The organism is Enterobacter sp. BWH64 (assembly GCF_001037645.1).
GTDB classification, from domain to species: domain Bacteria; phylum Pseudomonadota; class Gammaproteobacteria; order Enterobacterales; family Enterobacteriaceae; genus Enterobacter; species Enterobacter hormaechei_C.
In genome coordinates, this window is sequence record NZ_KQ089922.1 from 3765807 (window position 1) to 3790066 (window position 24260).

22 protein-coding genes and 1 tRNA gene are annotated in these 24260 nt (G+C 54.9%); 9 read left to right on the forward strand and 14 right to left on the reverse strand.

Going from position 1 to position 24260, the window contains the following annotated elements; all coding sequences use genetic code 11:
- Positions 1-151 precede the first annotated feature (151 nt).
- Positions 152-2149: a bifunctional tRNA (5-methylaminomethyl-2-thiouridine)(34)-methyltransferase MnmC2/FAD-dependent 5-carboxymethylaminomethyl-2-thiouridine(34) oxidoreductase MnmC1 gene (gene mnmC / locus SK50_RS17915; RefSeq protein ID WP_048229772.1), complete on the forward strand. Its 1998-nt coding sequence runs from the start codon at positions 152-154 to the stop codon at positions 2147-2149.
- Between the two features lie 58 nt (positions 2150-2207).
- Here mnmC and SK50_RS17920 read toward each other — a convergent pair whose 3' ends face one another.
- The 6 genes from SK50_RS17920 to prmB are packed head-to-tail and all read right to left on the reverse strand — an operon-like array spanning position 2208 to position 6759.
- The gene (locus SK50_RS17920; RefSeq protein WP_017383451.1) at positions 2208-2486 is read right to left on the reverse strand and encodes a YfcL family protein; all 279 of its coding nucleotides are present in this window, start codon (positions 2484-2486) and stop codon (positions 2208-2210) included.
- Positions 2487-2499: 13 nt separating this feature from the next.
- Positions 2500-3045: an elongation factor P hydroxylase gene (locus SK50_RS17925; RefSeq protein ID WP_003861390.1), complete on the reverse strand. Its 546-nt coding sequence runs from the start codon at positions 3043-3045 to the stop codon at positions 2500-2502.
- On the reverse strand, positions 3045-3854 hold the full coding sequence (locus SK50_RS17930) for a sulfite exporter TauE/SafE family protein (RefSeq protein WP_003861386.1): 810 nt from the start codon (positions 3852-3854) through the stop codon (positions 3045-3047). Before SK50_RS17930 ends, SK50_RS17925 begins: the two co-directional genes overlap by 1 nt.
- Positions 3854-4678 (reverse strand): penicillin-insensitive murein endopeptidase, encoded by an 825-nt coding sequence (gene mepA, locus SK50_RS17935; RefSeq protein WP_015572248.1) that lies wholly within the window; start codon positions 4676-4678, stop codon positions 3854-3856. The genes SK50_RS17930 and mepA overlap by 1 nt, the downstream gene beginning before the upstream one ends.
- Before the next feature lie 2 nt (positions 4679-4680).
- A complete protein-coding gene (gene aroC / locus SK50_RS17940) occupies positions 4681-5766 on the reverse strand; it encodes a chorismate synthase (protein WP_015572247.1) in 1086 nt (361 codons plus the stop codon).
- 60 nt (positions 5767-5826) lie between these two features.
- Positions 5827-6759: a 50S ribosomal protein L3 N(5)-glutamine methyltransferase gene (prmB, locus tag SK50_RS17945; protein WP_003861381.1), complete on the reverse strand. Its 933-nt coding sequence runs from the start codon at positions 6757-6759 to the stop codon at positions 5827-5829.
- Between the two features lie 145 nt (positions 6760-6904).
- Between prmB and smrB the strand changes: the two genes are divergently transcribed.
- Entirely contained in the window at positions 6905-7456 is a 552-nt protein-coding gene (gene smrB / locus SK50_RS17950) for an endonuclease SmrB (protein WP_015572246.1), read from the forward strand.
- Positions 7457-7502: 46 nt separating this feature from the next.
- Here the strand turns inward: smrB and sixA are convergent, their stop codons facing one another.
- The 4 genes from sixA to SK50_RS17970 all read right to left on the reverse strand — a co-directional run bounded on the left by sixA (position 7503) and on the right by SK50_RS17970 (position 12168).
- A complete protein-coding gene (sixA, locus tag SK50_RS17955) occupies positions 7503-7988 on the reverse strand; it encodes a phosphohistidine phosphatase SixA (RefSeq protein ID WP_045343836.1) in 486 nt (161 codons plus the stop codon).
- Between the two features lie 209 nt (positions 7989-8197).
- Entirely contained in the window at positions 8198-10345 is a 2148-nt protein-coding gene (gene fadJ / locus SK50_RS17960) for a fatty acid oxidation complex subunit alpha FadJ (RefSeq protein ID WP_045343838.1), read from the reverse strand.
- Entirely contained in the window at positions 10345-11655 is a 1311-nt protein-coding gene (fadI, locus tag SK50_RS17965) for an acetyl-CoA C-acyltransferase FadI (RefSeq protein WP_017692982.1), read from the reverse strand. The genes fadJ and fadI overlap by 1 nt, the downstream gene beginning before the upstream one ends.
- A gap of 228 nt (positions 11656-11883) precedes the next feature.
- Positions 11884-12168, reverse strand: coding sequence for a YfcZ/YiiS family protein (locus tag SK50_RS17970; RefSeq protein WP_003861368.1), 285 nt, complete (start codon positions 12166-12168; stop codon positions 11884-11886).
- A 372-nt stretch (positions 12169-12540) separates the two neighbouring features.
- Between SK50_RS17970 and fadL the strand changes: the two genes are divergently transcribed.
- Complete coding sequence (gene fadL / locus SK50_RS17975; RefSeq protein WP_032102746.1) at positions 12541-13824, forward strand: long-chain fatty acid transporter FadL; 1284 nt, start codon at positions 12541-12543, stop codon at positions 13822-13824.
- Between the two features lie 44 nt (positions 13825-13868).
- Here the strand turns inward: fadL and mlaA are convergent, their stop codons facing one another.
- Positions 13869-14621 carry a phospholipid-binding lipoprotein MlaA gene (gene mlaA, locus SK50_RS17980; protein WP_045343840.1) on the reverse strand — a complete coding sequence of 251 codons (753 nt, stop codon included), beginning with the start codon at positions 14619-14621 and terminating at the stop codon, positions 13869-13871.
- 314 nt (positions 14622-14935) lie between these two features.
- Between mlaA and SK50_RS17985 the strand changes: the two genes are divergently transcribed.
- Together SK50_RS17985 and SK50_RS17990 are read left to right on the forward strand one after the other, a co-directional pair.
- A complete protein-coding gene (locus SK50_RS17985; protein WP_048229778.1) occupies positions 14936-15865 on the forward strand; it encodes a formate/nitrite transporter family protein in 930 nt (309 codons plus the stop codon).
- A gap of 75 nt (positions 15866-15940) precedes the next feature.
- Positions 15941-16012: transfer RNA gene (locus tag SK50_RS17990), tRNA-Arg, on the forward strand.
- 13 nt (positions 16013-16025) lie between these two features.
- Here the strand turns inward: SK50_RS17990 and SK50_RS17995 are convergent.
- Entirely contained in the window at positions 16026-17405 is a 1380-nt protein-coding gene (locus SK50_RS17995) for a diguanylate cyclase (protein WP_048229780.1), read from the reverse strand.
- Positions 17406-17673: 268 nt separating this feature from the next.
- Here SK50_RS17995 and lpxP point away from each other — a divergent pair, with 268 nt between their 5' ends.
- A complete protein-coding gene (gene lpxP / locus SK50_RS18000; RefSeq protein WP_181010115.1) occupies positions 17674-18594 on the forward strand; it encodes a kdo(2)-lipid IV(A) palmitoleoyltransferase in 921 nt (306 codons plus the stop codon).
- A gap of 359 nt (positions 18595-18953) precedes the next feature.
- Positions 18954-19025: a membrane protein YpdK gene (ypdK, locus tag SK50_RS23945; RefSeq protein WP_099458937.1), complete on the forward strand. Its 72-nt coding sequence runs from the start codon at positions 18954-18956 to the stop codon at positions 19023-19025.
- A gap of 58 nt (positions 19026-19083) precedes the next feature.
- Here ypdK and alaC read toward each other — a convergent pair whose 3' ends face one another.
- A complete protein-coding gene (gene alaC, locus SK50_RS18010) occupies positions 19084-20319 on the reverse strand; it encodes an alanine transaminase (protein ID WP_017383460.1) in 1236 nt (411 codons plus the stop codon).
- 386 nt (positions 20320-20705) lie between these two features.
- On the opposite strand from alaC, the gene SK50_RS18015 reads away from it, so the two are divergent.
- Both SK50_RS18015 and SK50_RS18020 read left to right on the forward strand, forming a co-directional pair.
- Positions 20706-22403, forward strand: a complete 1698-nt coding sequence (locus SK50_RS18015) for a sensor histidine kinase (RefSeq protein ID WP_032619300.1) — start codon at positions 20706-20708, stop codon at positions 22401-22403.
- A gap of 13 nt (positions 22404-22416) precedes the next feature.
- A complete protein-coding gene (locus tag SK50_RS18020; protein ID WP_017383462.1) occupies positions 22417-23148 on the forward strand; it encodes a LytR/AlgR family response regulator transcription factor in 732 nt (243 codons plus the stop codon).
- Between the two features lie 35 nt (positions 23149-23183).
- Here the strand turns inward: SK50_RS18020 and glk are convergent, their stop codons facing one another.
- Entirely contained in the window at positions 23184-24149 is a 966-nt protein-coding gene (gene glk / locus SK50_RS18025) for a glucokinase (protein WP_045327736.1), read from the reverse strand.
- Positions 24150-24260: the final 111 nt, after the last annotated feature.

Here is a 24260-nt window from a genome sequence, read left to right on the forward strand (position 1 = left end):
CTCTGTAAGTCGCACTATAAAAAGTTTCGAGTCGCACAATAGCGTACACTTGTACGCCGAACAAGTCCGATCAGCCATTTTCTGTGGAAATTTGCACCGATGGGCTCACATCGCTAAGATCGTGCCACTGCCTGTCGGACGAGTAACTTACGTGAAACAAAACGCCATACAACCTGCCAACCTCGAATTCAACGCTGAGGGTACACCTGTTTCCCGAGATTTTGATGACGTCTACTTTTCTAATGATAACGGACTGGAAGAGACGCGCTATGTCTTCCTCGAAGGAAATCATCTCAGCACCCGCTTCCCTGAGCATCCGCGCAGCCTGTTTGTCGTAGCGGAGAGCGGTTTCGGCACCGGGCTGAATTTTCTGACCCTCTGGCAGGCGTTCGACCAGTTTCGCGCTGCACACCCCGAGGCTACCTTACAAAGATTACATTTCATCAGTTTCGAAAAATTTCCGCTTACCGCGCACGATCTGCGGCTTGCCCATCAGCGCTGGCCGGAGCTTACCCACTGGGCGGAACAGCTTCAGGCCCAGTGGCCTCCGGCTATCGGTGGCTGTCATCGTCTGATTCTGGACGACGGACGCGTCACCCTCGACCTGTGGCTGGGCGACATTAACGACCTGACCGATAAGCTCGATGACTCAATGAATCAGAAGGTGGACGCCTGGTTCCTGGATGGTTTTGCGCCCGCCAAAAACCCGGACATGTGGAGCCCGCACCTGTTCAGCGCCATGGCACGTCTGGCGCGCCCGGGCGCGACGCTTGCTACCTTCACCTCGGCGGGATTTGTTCGCCGTGGGTTGCAGGAGGCGGGGTTTACCATGCGGAAAACCAAAGGCTTTGGCCGCAAACGCGACATGCTGGTCGGGGTGATGGAACAGGATCTGGCGATCCCGGCGCAGGCCCCCTGGTTTGCCCGTCGCACCAGCACCTCGCGTGAGGTCGCCATTGTGGGCGGGGGTATCGCCAGCGCCCTGCTCTCGCTGGCGCTGCTGCACCGTGGCTGGCAGGTGACGCTCTACTGCGCTGACGAGGCGCCGGCGACGGGCGCATCAGGCAACCGTCAGGGCGCGCTTTATCCCTTATTAAGTTCACACGATCCGGCACTGTTCCAGTTCTTCCCGGCGGCGTTTACGTTTGCTCGCCGCCTTTACGATAGCCTGCCGGTTGCGTTCGACCACAACTGGTGCGGCGTGACGCAGCTCGGCTGGGACGAGAAGAGCCAGCAGAAAATCACACAAATGCTGTCGCTGGGTCTGCCGGAGGCCATCGCCCATGCCGTCACGGCGCAGCAGGTTGCAGAGACCGCTGGCGTCGACACCGGCTGCGGGGGTATTCAGTATCCACTCGGCGGCTGGCTGTGTCCGGCTGAACTGACTTCTGCGGCGATAGCCCTCGGGCAGTCGCGTGGGTTGACAGTGCATTATGCCCATAAGGTTCAATCGCTAAGCCGCACTGCGCACTGGAATTTGCGTTTCGCTAACGGCAAAGAGGCGCAGCATGCCAGCGTTGTGCTGGCCAACGGGCATCATATCAGCCAGTTTACCCAGACAGCGTCATTGCCGGTTTATCCGGTCGGCGGCCAGGTAAGCCATATTCCTGCCGCCCCCCAACTGAGCAAACTGCGTCAGGTGCTGTGTTACGACGGCTACCTGACGCCGCAAAACCCGTCCAACGGCCATCACTGCATCGGTGCCAGCTACCATCGCGGTGAAACAGATATGCAGTACAGCGAAGCGGATCAGCAGCAAAACCGCCAGCGCCTGCTCGACTGTTTCCCGGATGCGTCGTGGGCAAAAGAGGTGAATGTCGGTGAGGGTCAGGCGCGCTGCGGCGTACGCTGCGCGACCCGCGATCACCTGCCGATGGCGGGAAACGTGCCGGACTATGACGCCACGCTTGAAGTCTATCAGGATCTTGCTGACAACAAAGAAACGGCGGTAAGTGCTCCCGTTCACCCCGAGCTGTTTATGCTGGGTGGCTTAGGCTCGCGGGGATTATGCTCCGCGCCGCTGCTGGCTGAAGCGTTAGCCGCGCAAATGAGCGACGAGCCGGTTCCGCTGGACAGGGTTACGCTCGCGGGGCTGAATCCAAACCGACTGTGGGTGCGGAAATTGCTGAAGGGGAAAATGGTCAAGTAGGGTGCGGTCTGGTGCCCTCACCCCGGCCCTCTCCCTGTGGGAGAGGGCGGTGATACACTTACTTCGCTTTCGCCTGCTGGAACAAATTGTCCCACATGCCCAGCACTAAAGACTGGTCGCGCGGAGAGAGTTCCCCGGCCAGAATGGCTTTTTCCAGGCTGCGAGTGACTTCCGCGTGAACGGCGTCGGCAGAGTGATCGTCCCCGGCTTCCAGCGCGGCTACCGCCAGCGTCAGGTGACCACGCAGATAACCGCTGGCGAACAGCTCATCATCACTGGCGTGTTCCACCATGTCATCAATTAACGCCAGAATGCGTGATTCAAATTCTGCGATCATCTTCTTTCCTCTGTTAAAGATCTTCCGGCCAAGGGAAGCATTCCGCCGTGATCTCCGGCGTGTGGTAATAATTCTGTAAAGCCTCGATCAAGCGTGCCGGACGTGCCGGGATGCCTTTCTCAAGATATTCCATCACCTGCGCATGAACGCGGCGCTGGAAGACGATACGGTCTGGCTCGAAGTCGCCTTCGAGATTGTCACAGCTTACGTTGAACGGGAAACCCGCCGCTACGCAGAACAGCCATTCGAGCGCCTGAGGTTTCACCTCCACATCTTCGAACTGCCCCTGGGTGGCGGCGTCGCGCCCGTCCGGGCAGTACCAGTAACCAAAGTCCACCAGCTCGCGACGCGCTTTCCCGGCGATACACCAGTGCGAAATTTCGTGCAAACCGCTGGCGTAAAAGCCGTGGGCAAAGATGATGCGGTTATACGGAACCTCGTCATCAGCAGGAAGATAGATCGGTTCGTCGTCGCCTTTAATCAGACGGGTATTAAAATCATCAGCAAAACAGCTATCGAAGATCTCAATCAGCTGTTCGTAGTTATGCGTACTGTTCATTAGTTCATCCCCAACCAGGTGAGGATCTCCTGTCCATGGCTGTCATAAAGAAGTTTGGCGCTCATCACCGCCGAGACGACAACAATCATCGGGCGGATCAGCTTTTGCCCTTTGCTTAATACCAGACGCGAGCCTGCGCGCGCGCCCAAAAACTGCCCTGCCATCATCACAAACCCGGTTGCCCAGATAACCTTGCCGCCAATGATAAACAGCAGCAGACCGCCAACGTTGGAGGTCGCGTTGAGGACTTTGGCGTGGGCGGTGGATTTGGCGAGGTTGAATCCGGCCAGCGTCACGAATGCCAGCGCATAAAACGAACCTGCCCCCGGGCCAAAGAAGCCATCGTAAAAACCGACGCAGCCACCGGCAATCAGCGCAAACGGCAGGCCGTGAAGACGACGCTGTCGATCTTCTTCCCCGAGCTTTGGCATCAGCAGGAAATAGAGGCCGATACAGATAACCAGCAGCGGCAGGATCTGGCGCAGAATGTCGGACTGTACGTGCTGGACCAGCAGCGCACCCGCCGTTGAGCCAATAAACGTCATCAGGATATTGAGCTTCTGATCGGCGAGATTCACCACTTTGCGCCGGATGAAATAGAGCGACGAGGAGAGCGAACCGCCGCATGCCTGGAGTTTGTTGGTGGCAAGCGCCTGGGCAGGGCTCATGCCTGCCGCCAGCAGCGCCGGAACGGTGAGCAACCCGCCGCCGCCCGCCAGGGCATCGATAAATCCGGCTAACATCGCAACAAAAAAGAGCACCGCCAGCAGCAGCGGTGACACCATGAACAGATCGACGAAATTATCCATTAAAGTACATGCTCATCCAGTAGCGCCTGGCAGGAAGGCGGCAACGGAGGCGGTGTCTTCTTCTCAGGCTTAGAGGTTCCAGGCTTGGCTGGTTCAAACCAGCTTTGCAGTTCGTAACCACAACCATCGCCAGGCGGTGGCAGCGGCTGATCTTCACATTCCAGGCTGTTCGCCGGACAGCGCAGGCGAACATGCATATGCGCCCGGTGCTGGAACCACGGGCGCACTTTACGCAACCAGTCGCGATCCGTTCCCGCATCCAGGCAAAGCTGCTGCTTGATGGCCGGATTAACAAAGATCCGCGTGACGTCGTTATCCTCTGCCGCCAGCTTAATCATGCTGGAAATTTCCGGCGACCAGCGCGAGGCGACGACCCGTTTACCGTCGGCCGAGACCAGATCCAGCGCCTGCGGTTTCAGCAGCTGCGCTGAGCTCCAGCGCGTTTTCGGCAATTGCAGGAAGATATCCACATCCAGTCCGGTCTGGTGGCTGGCGTGACCGCCGTTGAAGCGACCACCGGCAGGCATCCCCATATCGCCAATCAGCACCGTCCCCAGCCCCAGGTTATGCACCTGGTTGCCAAGACGCTGAATAAACAGCAGCAGGTCAGGATGGCCGAAATAACGGCGCTGATCGGTACGCATCACCTGATAAGTATCCGACTGCAACGGCAGCGCCTGCGCACCGACGATACACCCGTTGGAGAAAGCGCCAATGGACTGCGCACTCCCCGCTACCGGGTGGGTGATTTTCTGCCACGGCGTAGCGGCCAGGCTTGCTCCACTGGCCAGCAGCGCCAGCAGAGCGATTGCGGTTTTTTTCATAGTTACCAGCGTGGAATGGTGGTCGTCACATCCGCATTCTGCGCGCGCTGGCGCAGGAAGTGATCCATCAGCACGATTGCCAGCATCGCTTCTGCGATCGGCACCGCGCGGATCCCCACGCACGGATCGTGACGCCCTTTGGTGATCATCTCAACTTCATCGCCAGCGCGGTTAATCGTGTGGCCCGGGACGGTAATGCTGGACGTTGGTTTCAGCGCAATATTGGCAATAATTTGCTGCCCGCTGCTGATGCCGCCCAGAATGCCACCCGCATGGTTACTCTGGAAACCCGCCTTCGTGATTTCGTCGCGGTTCTGGCTGCCGCGAAGCTTGACCACGTCAAAACCGTCGCCGATTTCGACGCCTTTCACCGCGTTGATGCTCATCAGCGCGTGGGCGATGTCGGCGTCAAGGCGGTCAAATACCGGCTCGCCCCAGCCAGCCGGCACGCCGTCGGCCACCACGGTGACTTTCGCACCAATGGAGTCGCCCTCTTTTTTCAGGCCACGCATCAGCTCATCCAGCGCGTCCAGCTTGTCGGCATCGGCGCAGAAGAACGGGTTGAGCTCTACCTGATCCCAGTCTTTGATTGCCAGCGGAATGTCGCCCATCTGGGACAGACAGCCGCGGATAACGATGCCGAATTTCTGCTGGAGATATTTTTTGGCAATTGCCCCTGCCGCCACGCGCATCGCGGTTTCACGCGCGGAAGAACGCCCGCCGCCGCGATAGTCGCGAAAGCCATATTTTTGTTCGTAGGTATAGTCGGCGTGACCAGGACGGAAAACGTCCTTAATCGCGCCGTAGTCCTGAGAACGCTGATCGGTGTTTTCAATCAGCAGACCAATGCTGGTCCCTGTGGTACGGCCTTCAAATACGCCGGAGAGAATTTTGACCTGGTCCGGCTCGCGACGCTGCGTGGTGTAGCGAGAGGTACCCGGACGACGACGGTCAAGGTCATGCTGTAAATCGGCTTCGGTCAGTTCGATGCCTGGCGGGACGCCATCAACGATACAACCCAGTGCCAGACCGTGCGACTCGCCAAAGGTGGTCACACGGAATACCTGTCCAATACTGTTTCCTGCCATCACGGCTCCGATGTTGTTGTTTGTGTTTGAGCGTTGTGAAACGGGCCGAAGCCCGCTGGATTAATCTTTGTAAATGCTGAAGTATTCGCGTGCATCAAGCAGTTGCGCCTTGGTCAGCATAAAGACGCCGTCACCGCCGTTGTCGAACTCAAGCCAGGTGAACGGCACATCCGGGTACTGCTCTATCAGATGTACCATGCTGTTGCCTACTTCACAAATCAGAACGCCGTCGTCGGTCAGATAATCCGGCGCGCAGGCCAGGATGCGGCGGGTCAGCTTCAGCCCGTCAGAGCCTGACGCCAGGCCCAGCTCCGGCTCGTGACGATACTCGTTCGGCAGGTCGGACATATCTTCTGCATCCACGTACGGCGGATTGGTGACGATCAGGTCGTATTGCAGCGTCGGCAGGTCGCGGAACAGGTCAGAGCGGATAGGCGTGACGTGATGAATCAGCCCGTGCTCTTCAATGTTGTGTTCGGTGACGGCCAGCGCGTCGGTGGAGATATCGACGGCGTCCACTTCCGCTTCCGGGAAGGCGTACGCGCAGGCAATGGCGATGCAGCCGCTGCCGGTGCACATATCAAGAATGTGCTGCGGCTGATGGTTAATCAGGCCGTCAAAATGGTTGTTGATCAGCTCGCCAATCGGCGAACGCGGCACCAGCACGCGCTCATCAACGTAGAATTCGTGGCCGCAGAACCAGGCTTTGTTGGTCAGGTAAGCCACCGGAATGCGCTCGTTTACGCGACGGATCACGCGCTCAACGATGCGGTGTTTTTCACTGGAGGTCAGGCGCGCGGTGCGCATGTCTTCCGGAATATCCAGCGGCAGGTAGAGAGACGGCAGCACCAGCTGCACGGCCTCATCCCACGGATTGTCGGTACCGTGTCCGTACCAGATATTGGCGGCGCTGAAGCGGCTAACCGACCAGCGCAACATGTCCTGTATGGTATGCAGCTCGTTTACTGCTTCATCGACAAAAATTTTATCCACTCTTTCCTCCAGGGCATGCTCGCATAATTTTCGGCGGCTAGTTTGCCATGAAGACGGCGATAAATCAGCAATGACGCGTACCGCTTGAGGTTAAAAAATGCGTTTAGTCGGGTACACTATCGGAAATACGAGATGAGAATGACGAATGAAAAAGAAAACATCGCTCAGCGAGGAGGATCAGGCTCTATTCCGCCAGCTGATGACCGGGACGCGTCAAATCACGCACGACACCATTGTCCATCGCCCGCAGCGTAAAAAAGTCAGCGAGGTACCGGTCAAACGGTTGCTCCAGGAGCAGGCCGATAACAGCCACTATTTTTCAGATGAGTTTCAGCCGCTGCTAAATACGCAGGGTGCGGTGAAATACGTGCGCGAAGACGTCAGCCATTTTGAACTGAAAAAATTACGCCGGGGAGATTACTCGCCGGAGCTGTTCCTCGATCTGCATGGGTTGACCCAGATGCAGGCGAAACAGGAGCTGGGGGCGTTGATCGCGGCATGTCGTCGCGAGCATGTTTTTTGCGCCTGCGTGATGCACGGCCACGGCAAACATATTCTTAAGCAACAGACACCGCTGTGGCTGGCTCAGCATCCACACGTGATGGCTTTTCATCAGGCGCCAAAAGAGTACGGCGGAGATGCCGCATTGCTGGTATTGATTGAGGTGGAGGAGTGGCAGCCGCCAGAATTGCCCTGACAGGATGGCGGGAGGCACGCTGCACCCCGCCATATCGCACGTCACGTCAGATGGCTTTTGCCATCTTCAGGTTGCACGGACTCATTTGCCAGTTAAAGACCCCTTTGCCGGTTTCGTCGAGGGTGACGTTGGCAATGGCGGACGTTGTGAACATCGGTGGCGTTTCGCCCGGGCACAGCTCAGATACCAGATAGCCGACCAGCGGCAGGTGGGAAATGACCAGTGCGGAAGCGACACCTTCATTGCACAGCGCCTGAAGGTAAGCACTGACAAGGCCAACATCGCCACACGGCGTGAGTTCAGGGAGAACATCCACACTGGATGGCAGGTTCATACACTCCCTTACCACATCCAGCGTCTGTTCTGCCCGCAGGAACGGACTCACCAGAACGCGTTCAATGTCCACTTTTTGACCTTTAAGCCATGTCGCCATCTGACGGGATTCGTCGCAGCCACAGACGGTTAAAGGACGTACTGAGTCACTGGCGGCATCGAGTGCCGCGTCGCCGTGACGCATGATAAAAACTTGCATATTGCACCGCTTTTGTTAACCAGAATCACCGGCGTTAACTACCCGCGATTAATGCTCTGAGGTAGAAAACCCGATGGCCGGGCATTGTGCCTGATCCATTCGGTGAATGAAACGCTGTTTTTTACCTCAATGGCGTAAGTATAGTCAATCTCTGTTTACAATTTCGCCAGAACAGGTTCCATCACCTCAGGATTTACCCTTCTTTGACTTCAGTTTACGCAATCAGTTTCCCTTGCGGGCCAGAATGTCTGACCCCGTTCCGCCATCTGCAATAATTCGTCACAAGGTGTAAACCGTGGACCGTATTGCGAGGCCAGACGTTGCAGGATCGCAACCACTTCACCCGCCCCGAGGGTGTCCATATACCGGAACGGACCGCCAAGGAATGGCGGAAAACCGATACCAAACACGGCGCCGATATCGCCGTCGCGCGCGCTTTTGATCACCTGCTCACCAAAGCAGCGCGCCGCTTCATTGAGCATCATCATCACGCAGCGCTCAGCACACTGAACCGCCGACAGTTTTCCCTGACCCGTGACAGGAATAAGCGCATAAACCGAAGGGTCGACCTGTTTCTTGCTTTTACGCCCTTTCACGGCGTAAAGATAGAAACCGCGTTCATTTTTTCTGCCTTTGCGATCGTCCTTCAAAATTGCAGAAACAAAGTTTGCAGGCGGCGCAAAACGATCGCCATAAGCCGCTTCCAGCACAGGGATAATTTTAGTCCCCGTATCAATTCCTACCTCATCCAAAAGTTGGATTGGGCCGACGGGGAAACCAAACTTCACCAGAGCGTCATCGACGTGCTCAATTTTCTCCCCTTCCGTCAGCAACCGCATCGCTTCGTTAATGTAAGGTGCCAGAATGCGGTTGACGTAGAAGCCGGCTTTGTCCGCGACCACAATCGGGGTTTTGCCCTGTTTTTTCGCCAGTTTCACCACGGTGGCAATAGTTTGCGGGCTGGTTGTGGCATGTGGAATAACCTCCACCAGCGGCATTTTTTCGACAGGGCTGAAATAGTGCAGCCCTATCACCTGCTCCGGGCGCACGGCTTTCGCCGCGATGTCGCCGATCGGCAAAGACGAGGTGTTTGACGCGAAAATGGTGTGCGGCGCGCAATGCTGTTCAACGTCCGCCACCATCTGCTGCTTAAGGGCGAGATCTTCGAACACGGCTTCAATCACCAGATCGCGGTGTGCAAACCCACTGTAGTCGGTGGCGCCAGTGATCATCGCGAGGGTTTTATCACGCTCACTGGCCTTGATATGGCGGCGTTTCACTTTGCGATCAAGGTTCTGCCAGCTGTACTGCAACGCGTGGTTGATACCCTTAGGGTTGATATCTTTGATACGTACGGGCAATTTGCCTTTGCTGGCGGTGACAAATGCGATGCCGCCGCCCATCAGCCCACCACCCAGAACGCCAACGGCGCGCAGCGGAGCCGGTTCAGCTTCACTGCCCGGATCTTTTTTAACCTCCGTGCTGGCAAAGAAAATGCCGCGCAGCGCCTGCGATTGCGGCGTCATCGCCAGCTCGCCAAAGGCTTTCGCTTCCGCAGCATAACCGCTGCTGCTGCCCTGCGATAAACCGGTTTCAATCACCTTCAGAATGCGCGTCGCTGCCGGATAGTTCCCTTTGGTTTTTTGCTCAGTTTTTTTACCCACCATATTGAACAGCAGCGTGCGCCCCAGCGGCCCGGCGAGGATACGCTCGCGCACCGGCAGAGGGCGTTTCGCCTGACGACCTTTCAGCGCCCGCTCAACGGCGGCTTCAAGCAAGATGGCGTGCGGAACGACCTCATCAACCAGACCCGCCTTTAACGCCTGGCGGGCGCGCAGCTGTTTACCGGTTAAAATCATCTCAAGCGCCGTACTGACGCCTACCAGACGCGGCAGGCGCTGCGTGCCACCTGAACCGGGCAGCAATCCAAGCTGTACCTCCGGCAGTCCGAGTACGGTTTTCGCATCGTCGGTACAAATGCGGCTGTGACAGGCCAGCGCCAGCTCAAGCCCACCGCCCAGGCAGGCCCCGTGGATCGCAGCGACAACGGGTATCGACAGCGCATGGATCTCCGCCATTACCTGCTGCCCCTGACGCGCCAGGTCTTCTGCTTCCTGAGCGCTTTTCGCCCGGGCAATCATGTTGATATCGGCCCCGGCAATAAAGTTATCCGGCTTTGCCGAGATAAATACCAGGCCACGTATCGCTTTGTTTTCGCGGATCTGTCTGAGCATCGCACGCACCTGAACGCCGAACTCGGCCTTCAGGGTGTTCATCTTTTCGTCGGGTACATCAATGGTGATAACAGCCACGTTATCAAGGCGAACAGCCAGATTAAATGCAGATGTCGTTTCCATTATTCAGCCTCCAGAACCATTGCTGCACCCAGGCCGCCCGCCGCACAGGCGGTAACGAGACCAAAACCGCCGCCGCGGCGACGCAGCTCGTGCAAAGTCTGAGTTATCATTCTCGCGCCGGTCGCCGCAAATGGATGGCCGTAGGCGATGGATCCGCCAAGCACGTTAAACTTACTCTGATCCACTTCGCCGGTCGCGTGGGCGCGGCCCAGTACATCGCGCGCGAAGCGCTCGCTTGCCAGCAGCTGAATGTTTGCCAGGGTTTGTGCGGCAAAGGCTTCGTGCATATCGATCAGGGTTAAGTCAGCCAGCGTCAACCCCGCACGCTCCAGCGCCAGCGGCGTGGACCAGGCCGGACCGAGCAGCATGTCCTGCCAGACATCAATGGCGGTAAAGGCGTAGCTACGCAAATAGCCCAGCGGTGTTATGCCAAGCTCTTTCGCCCGGGATTCCGTCATCAGGATCACGGCGGCGGCACCGTCCGTCAGTGGCGTACTGTTGGCCGCCGTAACGGTGCCATGTTTACGATCAAACGCCGGGCGCAGTTTTGCATAATCCTCCAGCGTCGAGGTGCCACGGATATTGTTATCTTCCACCAGCGGTTCGCGGAAAGGCGGGATGTAAGCCGTCATCACCTCGTCGGCAAGTTTGCCTTCCGACCAGGCCTTCGCAGCGAGCTGATGCGAGCGATGCGCCAGTGCATCCTGCTGTTCGCGGGTAATACCGTAGGTTTTTGCCATCTGCTCGGCAGTGTCGCCCATACGCAGGCCGGTGGAGTATTCAGCAACGGCAGGTGGCACGGGCATGAGGTCGCGCAGACGTAAACGCGAGAAGAGTTTGAGCTTCGCACCGGTGGTCCGGGCTTTGTTGGCATCCACGAGGATGCGGGCCAGCTGTTTGCTAACACCGATGGGCAGCACGGAGGAGGAATCCGCGCCGCCGGCGATCCCCGCGCGAATGGTCCCCGCCATCAGGCTTTCCGCCACGTTCGCCACCGCCTGGAAACTGGTGGCGCAGGCGCGGCTGACGCTGTATGCGTCGGTGTGAACATTCATGCCGGTGCCCAGCACGATTTCACGTGCGATATTGGGCGCTTCCGGCATTTGCACCACCTGGCCGAAAACCAGTTGCTCAATAACCTCTGGCGGGATCTCGCTGCGAGCCAGCATCTCCCCCACCACCATTTTTCCCAGATCGACAGCCGGTATACCGTGAAACGCGGTTGCCTGACGCGCAAACGGCGTACGTAACCCGCTGACAATGGCAATGCGGTCACCGTGTCGGGTGATAAGCGGTAATGCCTGACTCATAACACTCCCCTGTAAAAAAATTTTGCGCACACATTAAGTGGTCTGACCTGATAATAGTCTTAACTATTTTTTTACATTGAGCCAATCGGGGAAGCGAAAAATTGCGAGCTAAGGCACAGAGAAGAAAAAGAAAATGCCCCTGCATGGCAGAGGCATTTGTGAGATTTGTTGCCGGGTTGCGGCGTTGCCTTACCCGGCCTACACGATCGTAGGCCCGTGCAAAAAGTATTAACGCAGGCCCAGCTGGAAGATCAGCGTTTCTGCTTCGCAGGCGAACACAAAGTCGATATCCAGCTGCACGCCGCCTTCCACTTCCGTGAAGGTGGATTTGATTTCACACGGATCGGATTCGACTTCACGCGCGCGCTGGCTCAGCGCGGCCAGCGTCTCTTCCGCTTCAGCGCGGTTAGGGAATACGCGGCTGTAAGAGGCGGTGCAATCGGTGTTGTCCATAATGGTGCCAACATCCATACAGCAGCAAACCGGGGTTTCATCAGCACTGCATTTACTCATAGCTCAATTTCCTCTGTATTCGCGCAGGGCGCGAGATAAACACGATGCGTCTATTTTACGCCCCCGGACGAGCCCCCTCCAGCCGTTAATGGCGCAAAATCGGATAAGTGAGCAATATCACACTAAAAAATGATCTAAAACAAAATTCCCCTTTTCAGAGGAATCGCACTGGTCACAATTTTGCCAACCAGATCTCGTTTCAAGAAACATATCTGAAAATATTAATAAACAAACTTGCAACATCCCAGCTGGTCAGACCTATACTCTCGCCACTGGTCTGATTTGTAAGTCATACCTCAGACCCTACACTTCGCGCTCCTGTTACGGTATGTAACAATTATTGAATAAAAATAACTCAATGAGGTTATGGTCATGAGCCAGAAAACCCTGTTCAAACAAACTGCTTTAGCAGTTGCAGTGGCAATCGTCTCAACGTCCGCCTGGTCAGCGGGCTTCCAGTTAAACGAATTTTCTTCCTCTGGCCTTGGCCGTGCGTATTCCGGGGAAGGTGCGATTGCCGATGACGCAGGCAACGCGAGTCGTAACCCGGCACTGATCATGATGTTTGATCGCCCTACCTTCTCTGCCGGTGCGGTTTACATCGATCCTGATGTCAACATTTCTGGCAAATCTCAGTTCACCGGCGCAGATCTGAAGGCGGATAACATTGCGCCGACCGCGTGGGTGCCTAACCTGCACTTTGTTGCGCCAATCAATGAACAGTTTGGTTGGGGTGCCTCTGTCACCTCTAACTATGGCCTGGCAACGGAGTTCAATAACAACTATCCGGCCGGGGAATACGGCGGTAAAACCGACCTGACGACCCTGAACCTCAACCTGAGCGGCGCATATCGTCTGAACGATAATTGGAGCTTTGGTCTGGGCTTTGATGCGGTCTACGCCGATGCAAAAATCGAGCGTTACTCCGGGGAGCAAACTGCTGCGCTGCCAAAAAACAGCAATAAAATTGCCAGCCTGAAAGGTGATGAATGGGGTTACGGCTGGAACGCCGGTATCCTGTATGAACTGGATAAAAACAACCGCTGGGGTCTGACCTATCGCTCAGAAGTGAAAATTGATTTCGATGGCGATTACAAAAGCGGCATCCTGAGCCCAGTCAACGGTATGGTGCCAGGCGCAGGTACCACCATTCCATGGGGTACCTCGAATCAAACCGTACCGGGCTCACTGTCGCTGCATCTGCCAGAAATGTGGGAAGTGTCAGGTTATAACCGCGTTGCGCCGCAGTGGGCAATTCACTACAGCCTCGCGTATACCAGCTGGAGCCAGTTCGAGGAGCTTAAAGCCACCGGCAGCAACGGCCAGACGCTGTTCTATAAAGACGAAAGCTTCCACGATGCTTACCGTATCGCGCTTGGTACGACCTATTATATGGATGATAACTGGACGTTCCGTACCGGCGTGGCATTTGATGACAGCCCGGTACCGGCCGATAAACGTTCCATCTCCATTCCGGATCAGGACCGTTTCTGGGTGAGTGCGGGGGCAACCTACGCGTTCAACGAGAATGCCTCTATCGACGCGGGCGTGTCGTACATGCATGGCCAGAAGGTGACCTTCCAGGAAGGCCCGTACGAGTTTACCTCTGAAGGTAAAGCCTGGCTGTTTGGTACCAACTTCAACTACGCGTTCTAATCCCAACACGATCAAAAAAGGTGAGCATTGCTCACCTTTTTTATTTATTCCGAATCGATATCTTTTAATTCGTTCTCAATGGCTTTCGCGTTCGGATTATCTTCCGGCTTCAGCTTACCGCCGTTGGCAATAAAGTCATGGTTCTGGAAGTAGGCCTCGCGGACCATGATGTACGGATCGGAAGACTGACGCAGCAGACCATCAGAATCCAGCAGTTGCGCACGTGTTTCAATTCCTTCCACGGTCCATTTACCAATCGACAGCGGCCAGGTGAGCCATGACAGCACAGGATACAGCGTATCCACCATGTCGCCGCCATCATCACGCACGGTAAAGCTGCCGTAGAATGGCAGGTGCATATACGGACCATAACCTACGCCATAGTGACCCAGCGTGCTGCCGAAACGGTGCGGCTGTTCACGCTGTAATTTCGGGTTCGCCATGCCCGCGACATCAATTAAGCCGCCCATACCCAGCAGGGAGTTCAGGAAGAAGCGGGTGAAATGCACCATCCCCTGATACGGGTCGCCCTGGAGGAAGTAGTTCACCATAACCGCTGGCTCTTCCAGGTTACTGGTAAAGTTGCTCAGCCCGTTACGCGCCGGCTGCGGAACGTAGTCACGCCATGCCACGGCAACCGGACGAACCAGATATGGATCCAGCACATTATAGTTAAAGCTGTACATTGAACGGTTAAATCCTTCGAGAGGATCGGAGCGTCCCGTTTGCTCGCCAGAGCTGGCGCAGCCCACAAGCATTGTTACGCCCAGCGCAAGCGCCGACAGCCGAAGCTTCATAAATTTCTCCCTGTTCAATATGGCTATCGTTGAATGCCATCTGTGACGGAGCCTGTGATGCTCCGCCTGAAACGTGCAAGTGATTGTAACAGCACGCTTACCGATGTCTACGAGGACAATGACGACCCGCTCGCGTCATCACGCTAATTTCAGCATAGCCTGTCTTTCAGAATTCGTTTCGCTGGCAATTTTATATTGGCTTTGAAAGAGATGTCTCACCTTTATTGCCATTTTCAGCAATTTAAGAGCATCCCCACGGGGAAAGCGCTAAAAGCCGCTACGCTTAAATGAGCAATTACCCCGAAGGAGCTGTTATGAAAGACATTAGCGAAGAGAAAATTGGTGAAAGCAAAGAGGAGCTTGAGATTGAAAGTGAGGAGAAAGACCGGGGAGAAGAGATAGAAGTCGATGAAGATCGCCTGCCGTCGCGCGCCATGGCTATTCATGAGCATATTCGCCAGGACGGGGAAAAAGAGATGGAGCGCGACGCGATGGCCCTGCTGTGGTCAGCCATTGCAGCCGGTCTGTCGATGGGCGCCTCTCTGCTCGCCAAAGGGATATTTCACGTTCAGCTGGAAGGCGTGCCGGGCGGGTTTTTGCTGGAAAATTTAGGCTACACGTTCGGCTTTATTATCGTCATTATGGCGCGACAGCAGCTATTTACGGAGAATACCGTCACTGCCGTACTGCCCGTCATGCAAAATCCGACCCTCGGTAATTTCGGTTTACTGATGCGCCTGTGGAGCGTCGTGCTGCTGGGTAACCTGATCGGTACGGGCATAGCCGCCTGGGCGTTCGAGTATATGCCAATATTTGATGAACCGACCCGCGACGCATTTGTGAAAATTGGCATGGATGTGATGAAAAACACGCCGGTTGAAATGTTCTCTAATGCCATAATTTCCGGCTGGATCATCGCCACTATGGTCTGGATGTTCCCGTCAGCGGGCAGCGCGAAAATCGTGGTAATTATCCTGATGACCTGGCTTATCGCACTCGCCGATACCACACACATTGTTGTCGGAACCGTTGAAATCCTTTATCTGGTATTTAACGGCACACTCCACTGGAGTGACTTTTTCTGGCCGTTCGCCCTGCCAACCCTCGCAGGCAACATTTGTGGCGGGACCTTTATCTTTGCGCTGTTGAGCCATGCACAAATCCGTAACGACATGTCCAACAAGCGTAAGGCCGAGCTTAAGGCTCAGGAAAAAAAGGATAAAACTGCTGAAAAATCGGCGTGAACGGTGACTCTTTGACCAGTCAGGCGGCAATGCGCTTAACGAAAAGTGTAAATAACGCTATACTCTTGCCGCTTCGTCCCCTTAGTTAAATGGATATAACGAGCCCCTCCTAAGGGCTAGTTGCAGGTTCGATTCCTGCAGGGGACACTTCTGTCTTTCCTTACGCCCCCTTCCAAAGCTCCACGCAGTTTCGGCCACGCCGTTTCGCGCCGTATGAGGCTTCATCCGCCGCCTGAATCAATCGCTCGTAATCGGGATGCCCGTTGAACATCGCAACGCCTATCGAGAGGGAGAGCGGGATAATATCGCCGGTTGGGGAGTTAACCTTGATTTTTTCCACCCGCCTGCGGATACGCTCGGCAATTCGCAGCGCGTCCACCTCTGAGATTTCCGTTAGCACGATCAGAAATTCATCGCCGCCGTAGCGAAAAACGTAATCACAGGTTCGCACGTTGTCGTAGAACGCGCCGGAGACTTTTCGCAGGATCTCGTCCCCGGTATTGTGCCCCCAGGTATCGTTGATTTGTTTAAATTTGTCGACGTCAATCAGCAGCGTCGAGAGCTTTGTTCCCGCCCGGGTGGCGTGCAGGATTTCGCGTTTGAAGATGGTTGGCAGGAAACGGCGATTCAACAGGCGGGTCAGGACATCAACCCCCACCTCGTGTCGCGACACTTCGTCAAACAGTTCGCGCAAAAGCGTGATGATTTGCGAGAGGGTATTACGCATTCGCTGCAAGAATTTATCCCGCTGCGCTTTATCACTCAGACCCTGCCCTGCAAGACGGACCTCGTTAAAAAGGTCATCGAATTCCTGAATCAGACGAGAGATATGACCGGCCTCAGCGATCCCGCTGAAGTAGTGCCGACCTTTATGGCTAAACCACAGTCCAAATTCAGACTGCCCCAGCGGCAGACTGTTGCCGATACTGGAATTAAGCGTGATCTTATACAGAAGCACCATTTCCCATGACAGCAGCGCCGCGGTCTGTCTCTCCTTCTCCTCTTCTGCGTTCTCCATTAAGGAAAAGATGCGATAATTTTCGTCCTCTTTCGCCGCATTGTTCTCGCTAAATACATAGGCCCGCGACATCACTTCCATGGCCAGATCGATACTGTTTATCGCGTAGTGATAAATATGCAGCTTCACCTCAGGCGAATGGGCGCTGGTAGTAATGACAGGTAACAGCAGCTTTTTCAGAACACGGAAGCCCATTTCAACTAAATCAACCGAAATACCAATACGGGCATGAACATCCGCAGCGCGCTGCTGCGCCCGCATCTGCTCTTCAACCTGCTCCACACGGCATGAGAGCACATCAATAAGCCAGCGACGAAGCGCCTCCTGAAGCTGCCTCTCCACCTGTTCGGTTGTCAGGAATTCAGCTGCCGATGGATCTGCCAGCACAACACGATAGAATTCAGCGACCAGGGGAGTTGCGTTGTCTCTGGCAAGCTCAGTCGCAAGCCGATGCACATCGGGATCGGTTTCATTAATCAGCTTCACCCACTCTTCTTTCACCGTTTGCAGGTAGGTTTCCATGGTCTGCACCTTCAGGAGACATGCGGGAACGCAGATTTAACAATAGCAAAATCAAACCACTCCGCAATTGCCGCTTTTTTAAACAAAAACGAGTGATGGCTCATAATGTATAACGGTGCTACATTATGCCGCCCACCCAAGTCAGCAATGGCCAGGCAACGTCGTAAAGAACGGTAAAGCCTGCAACCATGACCTCGTCCTACGGTCTCAATGGCACGTGGTATCGCGAAGTCTGCGCTACCTTCACAGGCTTTACAAAGGTTCCACTATTTTGTCTCAATCCAAATTTCAGCGGGCGTTTTTGCACCCGCGCTACTGGTTTACATGGTTCGGCCTTGGCGTACTTTGGCTGCTGGTTCAACTTCCATATCCCGTGATCCGTTTCCTGGGTTCTAAGCTCGGCAGCGCATCGCGTTACTTTCTTAAGCGTCGTGAATCCATTGCCCGAAAAAATCTCGAACTGTGCTTTCCGCATTACAATGCGCGGCAGCGCGAAACGCTGATTGCGGAAAACTTTAAATCTATCGGTATGGCGCTGCTTGAAACCGGTATGGCCTGGTTCTGGCCAGACGAGCGTGTCCGTAAATGGTTTGACATGGAAGGCCTGGATAACCTGAAACGTGCCCAGATGCAAAACCGCGGCGTGATGGTTGTGGGTGTGCATTTTATGTCGCTTGAGCTGGGCGGCCGCGTTATGGGTCTTTGTCAGCCAATGATGGCAACCTATCGCCCGCATAACAGCGCGCTTATGGAATGGGTACAAACGCGGGGCCGCATGCGTTCTAATAAGGCGATGATCAGCCGTAACAATCTCCGCGGTATGGTTGGCGCCCTGAAAAAAGGTGAAGCCGTCTGGTTTGCCCCGGATCAGGACTACGGTCCTAAAGGCAGCAGTTTTGCCCCTTTCTTTGCGGTTAAAGATGTCGCTACGACGAACGGTACCTTTGTGATTTCACGTCTCTCAGGCGCCGCGATGTTGACGGTGACCATGGTCAGAAAAGCGGATAAGTCAGGCTATCGTCTGCATATCTCCCCAGAGATGGCGAACTATCCTGAAGATGAGAGTGAAGCCGCGACCTTTATCAATAAGGTGATTGAGTTTGAAATTATGCGTGCGCCTGAGCAGTATCTGTGGATGCACCGCCGCTTTAAAACCCGCCCCCTGGGCGAAGCCTCGCTCTATATCTGACCCCTTTCGAAGGTTAGTTTCGCTAAGAAACTAACCTTTTCAAACACCTGTAATCGCAGTGCGTAACGGCTTTTTTCGACCGTCGCTCAACAGGCATTTATTGCGTACCGAAATCAAACTGTCGCCGTTCCACGACACTCGTAAGTGTAGGAAATTATTTAAAAAAATGCCTCTTGTCACTCCTGAAATTTAGGCGTACATTAGCGCCGTCTGGCGACAGGAAAGCACAGAATTCAGAGCTGAAGTTAGCGACGTCACGGGATAATTCCGATTTCCCCTTTCGCATGATTTCAACTCTCTATACTCAGTTGGACTCTGTTTTTTTAATGCGTACCGGAAGATACGCGGAGCGATGAAACGTGAAATATTTCTTTATGGGCATTTCGGTTATTGTTTTAGTTTGGGCCGGAACGTTTGCTCTGATGATCTAGTTAAGAAAATGCAGTCAAAAAAACAGGCGCCGTTGGCGCCTGTTTTTTTTGTTGTCCGTTACGACTCGGGTTGTTCCGCAACGCTCTTCGCTGCAAGCAGGCCATCCGCGCGGAACATGCTTTTAATGCCCCGCACTGCCTGACGGATACGGTCGCTGTTTTCAATCAGCGCGAAACGCACGTGCGTGTCACCGTAGTCACCAAAGCCAATGCCTGGAGAGACGCAAACCTTCGCGTCCTGAAGCAGTTTTTTGGCAAATTCCAGAGAGCCCATCGCCGCATACGGCTCAGGGATTTTCGCCCAGACGTACATAGAGGCTTTAGGCATTTCCACCATCCAGCCTGCTTCATGAAGCCCTTTTACCAGCACATCACGGCGGCGTTTGTACTGAGCGGCAATATCGAGCACGCATTGCTGATCCCCTTCCAGCGCCGCGATGGCCGCGACCTGTAACGGCGTAAAGGTGCCATAGTCATGGTAGCTTTTAATACGCGCCAGGGCGCTCACCAGCGTTTTGTTTCCCACCATAAAACCAATTCGCCAGCCCGCCATGTTGTAGCTTTTCGACAGGGTGAAAAACTCAACCGCCACATCGCGGGCACCCGGTACCTGCATAATTGACGGCGCTTTCCAGCCATCATAAACGATATCGGCGTAGGCGAGATCGTGTACCACCAGCACGTCGTAACGCTTAGCCAGCGCGACCACTTTCTCGAAGAATTCAAGTTCAACGCATTGTGCCGTTGGGTTTGACGGGAAACCGAGGATCATCATTTTCGGCTTCGGATAGCTTTCACGAATCGCCCGTTCCAGCTCGTTAAAGAAGTCGACGCCTTCCACCAGCGGGACAGAACGCACCTGCGCGCCGGCAATCACCGCCCCATAGATGTGAATCGGGTAGCTCGGATTCGGCACCAGTACGGTATCGCCGTGATCCAGCGTCGCCAGCATCAGGTGGGCCAGCCCCTCTTTGGAGCCAATGGTCACAATCGCTTCACTTTCAGGATCGATATCGACCTGATAACGATCCTGATACCAGCGGGAGATCGCCCGACGTAAGCGTGGAATGCCGCGTGAGGTGGAATACCCATGGGTATCAGGACGCTGCGCAACCGTGCAGAGTTTCTCAACGATATGCGGCGGCGTTGGGCCGTCAGGGTTACCCATACTGAAATCGATAATGTCTTCGCCGCGCCGACGCGCAGCCATTTTCAGTTCAGCAGTGATATTGAAAACATAAGGGGGGAGACGATCGATACGCGTAAAACGGCGTTCAGGACTGAATTCAGCCATAGATTCCTCAGAGTCACGTTAGCGCCCGGACCGTCCGAGCGACGCTGCCACCCGTGTGGCGTGCTTAGAAAATAACCTGAAGAAAAAGACGCTGTCGAGAGGATAACGGCAAAACAATATTTTGCGCTAAAACGGGAATGTGATTGCAGTGAAAAGCGGAACTCTTATCGCGAACAGGCAGTTTTAAGCGCTACGATTTAACACAATATTTTCAGTATCGTTACCTGACGTTTCTCCCCAAACGGAAAAGCACCGACTTTCAGTCAAAAGCCAGCAATCCCCTTTGATAATTATGGTTTTTCCCCATTTGATAAATCTGATGGATAGCTGGTCATCAGGCCCTATGTTTTCTATCATAGATTTTTCCCGTTTTCCCAGGCCTGACCGTGCACGAAATCTTCAATATGCTCCTGGCGGTGTTCGACCGCGCGGCATTAATGCTGATCTGTCTCTTTTTCCTTATCCGCATCCGCTTGTTCCGCGAACTGTTGCATAAATCTGCCCATTCGCCAAAAGAGCTGCTGGCCGTCACGTTTATCTTTTCGATGTTTGCCCTGTTCAGCACCTGGTCCGGGGTGCCGGTAGAAGGCTCGCTGGTGAACGTGCGCATCATCGCCGTCATGTCGGGCGGGATCCTCTTTGGTCCCTGGGTAGGGATTATCACAGGCATCATCGCCGGCACCCATCGATACCTGATTGATATTGGCGGCGTGACGGCAGTCCCCTGCTTTATCACCAGCATTATTGCCGGGCTGCTCTCGGGCTGGATTAACCGCAAAATCCCGAAAAAGCAGCACTGGCGTGCAGGGATTATCGCGGGGATGGTCTGCGAAACGCTGACCATGATCCTGGTCATCGTCTGGGCGCCAACCGTTGCGCTGGGGCTGGATATCGTCTCGAAGATCGGTATTCCTATGATCCTCGGGAGCGTCTGTATCGGTTTTATCGTGCTGCTGGTGCAAAGCGTGGAGGGCGAAAAAGAGGCCAGCGCCGCGCGTCAGGCCAAGCTGGCGCTGGATATCGCCAACAAGACGCTGCCGCTTTTCCGACACGTTAACGCCGAATCTTTACGTCAGGTTTGCGATATCATCCGCCGTGATATTCACGCCGATGCGGTCGCCATCACCAATATTGACCACGTGCTGGCTTACGTTGGCGTCGGGGAGCACAATTATCGCGACAGCGACGATACCATCAGCCCGACCACCAGACAGGCGATTAACTACGGAAAAATCATCATTAAAAACAATGATGAAGCCCACCGGACGCCAGAGATCCACTCAATGCTGGTGATCCCGCTGTGGGAAAAAGGCGTGGTCACGGGGACGCTGAAAATTTACTACTGCCATGCGCACCAAATCACCTCCTCGCTCCAGGAGATGGCGATTGGCCTGTCGCAGATTATCTCCACTCAACTTGAGGTTTCGCGTGCAGAGCAGCTGCGCGAGATGGCAAATAAGGCAGAGCTGCGCGCCCTGCAAAGCAAGATCAATCCCCATTTCCTGTTTAACGCGCTGAACGCTATCTCCTCTTCCATCCGTCTGAATCCGGATACCGCGCGGCAGCTGATATTTAATCTGTCGCGCTATCTGCGCTACAACATTGAGCTAAATGACGACGAGCAGATCGACATCAAAAAAGAGCTGTATCAAATCAAGGATTACATCGCCATCGAGCAGGCACGCTTTGGCGATAAGCTCACGGTCATTTACGATATTGATGAAGAGGTCAGCTGCGTGATCCCAAGCCTGCTGATCCAGCCTCTGGTGGAAAACGCCATTGTTCACGGTATTCAGCCGTGTAAAGGCAAAGGCGTAGTAACGATTAGCGTGACGGAAAGCGGTAACCGCGTGCGCATCGCCGTGCGCGATACCGGGCACGGCATCGATCCGAAAGTCATCGAGCGCGTCAAATCAAACGAAATGCCGGGCAACAAGATCGGACTGCTGAATGTGCATCACCGGGTCAAACTGCTGTACGGTGACGGGCTGCATATTCACCGTCTTGAGCCGGGCACCGAAATTGCCTTTTATGTTCCGAATGAGCGAACGCCCGTGAATGCCCCCATATCCTTGTTGCCGTAGGCCGGAGTAACAGATGAAAGTCATCATCGTAGAAGATGAAATTCTGGCTCAACAGGAGTTGAGCTGGCTTATCAAAACCCACAGCCAGATGGAGATTGTTGGCTGTTTTGAGGATGGTCTGGACGTGCTGAAATTTTTACAGCATAACCGGGTCGACGCGATATTCCTCGATATTAATATTCCGTCGCTGGACGGCGTCCTGCTGGCGCAAAATATCAATCAGTTCGCCCACAAGCCGTTTATTGTGTTTGTCACCGCGTGGAAAGAGCATGCCGTGGAAGCCTTCGAGCTTGAGGCGTTTGACTATATTCTGAAGCCGTACCAGGAGTCGCGTATTATCAGCATGCTGCATAAGCTGGAAGCCGCGTGGCAGCAGCAAGCATTACCCGCCAGTGCCAGCCCGGTAGCGCGGGAAAACGACACGATTAATCTGGTGAAGGACGAACGGATCATCGTCACGCCTGTCGACGATATTTACTATGCCGAAGCGCATGAAAAAATGACGTTTGTCTATACGCGGCGTGAATCCTACGTCATGGCGATGAACATCACCGAATTCTGCAATAAACTCCCGGCCGCTCACTTCTTCCGCTGCCACCGCTCGTTCTGCGTCAACCTGAACAAGATCCGCGAAATCGAACCCTGGTTTAATAACACCTATATTTTGCGGCTGAAGGATCTGGATTTTCAGGTGCCGGTAAGCCGCAGCAGAGTGAAAGAGTTCCGCCAGCTCATGCACCTGTAGCGCGTTCCCTCTCCCGCAGGAGAGGGGAATGAGCATCAGAGGATCTGACCCAGTACCTGACGCAGATGCGCCCCGGAGCCCAGTAAGCCTGGGTTGTCGTGGACAATCAGGTAAACAGGAATGTCCTGGACATAGCTCCTGAAGCGGCCTTTGTCTTCGAAACCGCCACGGAAGCCGGAGGCGGTAAAGAAATCGAGGAAGCGCGGCACGATCCCGCCCGCAATATAGACCCCGCCAAAGGTGCCAAGGTTCAGAGCCAGGTTGCCGCCGAAACGCCCCATAATGACGCAGAACAGCGACAAAGCACGGCGGCAGTCAATACAGCTGTCGGCCAGCGCGCGTTCGGTCACATCTTTAGGTTGCAGATTTTCCGGCAGACGACCGTCTGATTTTACAATCGCCCGATACAGGTTCACCAGGCCCGGGCCAGAAAGCACCCGCTCGGCCGACACGTGACCAATCTCAGCGCGTAGCTCCTCAAGAATAATGCCCTCTTCTTCGCTGTTCGGCGCAAAATCCACGTGACCGCCCTCGCCCGGCAGGCTGACCCAGCGTTTGTCGACGTGGACCAGGTGCGCCACCCCCAGGCCGGTGCCTGCGCCGTAAACGGCAATCGGTTTGCCTTCAACCGGGGCCGTACCGCCGAACTGAATCAGATGCTCTGGTTTAAGCATTGGGATAGCCATGGAAACCGCAGTGAAGTCGTTGATAATTTCAAGGTGCGAGAAGCCGAGGTTTTTCCGCATTTCGGCAATTGAGAAGGCCCACGTGTGGTTGGTCATCGCCACCCAATCGCCGGTGATCGGACAGGCAATAGCGATACAACCGTCTTCAACGCTCACTTTATGCTCTTCCAGATAGACGCGAACCACCGCTTCCAGGCTTGGGTAATCCAGCCCTGAATAGGTTTTCGCCTGAGAAATTGCACCGCTGTTCACATCGCACAGGGCAAGGCGCGCGTTGGTGCCGCCTACATCACCTACCAAAGCATACTTTGTCATTCTTCTACTGCTCCGCTAAAGTCAGAATAAATCTTTGGGACACTGTAAATTCAAGGCGTGATAACAACAACGACCAGAAGGTGACTGCCCATGGATTATCGATCTTCGTCA

What these genes read in the sequence shown, in the direction of transcription:
- alaC (WP_017383460.1), bottom strand. Translation starts at nt 20,319, where the DNA reads ATGGCTGAATTCAGTCCTGAACGCCGTTTTACGCGTATCGATCGTCTC.
- SK50_RS17920 (WP_017383451.1), bottom strand. Translation starts at nt 2,486, where the DNA reads ATGATCGCAGAATTTGAATCACGCATTCTGGCGTTAATTGATGACATG.
- SK50_RS18020 (WP_017383462.1), top strand. Translation starts at nt 22,417, where the DNA reads ATGAAAGTCATCATCGTAGAAGATGAAATTCTGGCTCAACAGGAGTTG.
- SK50_RS17995 (WP_048229780.1), bottom strand. Translation starts at nt 17,405, where the DNA reads ATGGAAACCTACCTGCAAACGGTGAAAGAAGAGTGGGTGAAGCTGATT.
- aroC (WP_015572247.1), bottom strand. Translation starts at nt 5,766, where the DNA reads ATGGCAGGAAACAGTATTGGACAGGTATTCCGTGTGACCACCTTTGGC.
- SK50_RS17930 (WP_003861386.1), bottom strand. Translation starts at nt 3,854, where the DNA reads ATGGATAATTTCGTCGATCTGTTCATGGTGTCACCGCTGCTGCTGGCG.
- fadI (WP_017692982.1), bottom strand. Translation starts at nt 11,655, where the DNA reads ATGAGTCAGGCATTACCGCTTATCACCCGACACGGTGACCGCATTGCC.
- sixA (WP_045343836.1), bottom strand. Translation starts at nt 7,988, where the DNA reads ATGCAAGTTTTTATCATGCGTCACGGCGACGCGGCACTCGATGCCGCC.
- SK50_RS17925 (WP_003861390.1), bottom strand. Translation starts at nt 3,045, where the DNA reads ATGAACAGTACGCATAACTACGAACAGCTGATTGAGATCTTCGATAGC.
- mlaA (WP_045343840.1), bottom strand. Translation starts at nt 14,621, where the DNA reads ATGAAGCTTCGGCTGTCGGCGCTTGCGCTGGGCGTAACAATGCTTGTG.
- fadJ (WP_045343838.1), bottom strand. Translation starts at nt 10,345, where the DNA reads ATGGAAACGACATCTGCATTTAATCTGGCTGTTCGCCTTGATAACGTG.
- SK50_RS17985 (WP_048229778.1), top strand. Translation starts at nt 14,936, where the DNA reads ATGAAAGACATTAGCGAAGAGAAAATTGGTGAAAGCAAAGAGGAGCTT.
- mepA (WP_015572248.1), bottom strand. Translation starts at nt 4,678, where the DNA reads ATGAAAAAAACCGCAATCGCTCTGCTGGCGCTGCTGGCCAGTGGAGCA.
- SK50_RS17970 (WP_003861368.1), bottom strand. Translation starts at nt 12,168, where the DNA reads ATGAGTAAATGCAGTGCTGATGAAACCCCGGTTTGCTGCTGTATGGAT.
- fadL (WP_032102746.1), top strand. Translation starts at nt 12,541, where the DNA reads ATGAGCCAGAAAACCCTGTTCAAACAAACTGCTTTAGCAGTTGCAGTG.
- smrB (WP_015572246.1), top strand. Translation starts at nt 6,905, where the DNA reads ATGAAAAAGAAAACATCGCTCAGCGAGGAGGATCAGGCTCTATTCCGC.
- glk (WP_045327736.1), bottom strand. Translation starts at nt 24,149, where the DNA reads ATGACAAAGTATGCTTTGGTAGGTGATGTAGGCGGCACCAACGCGCGC.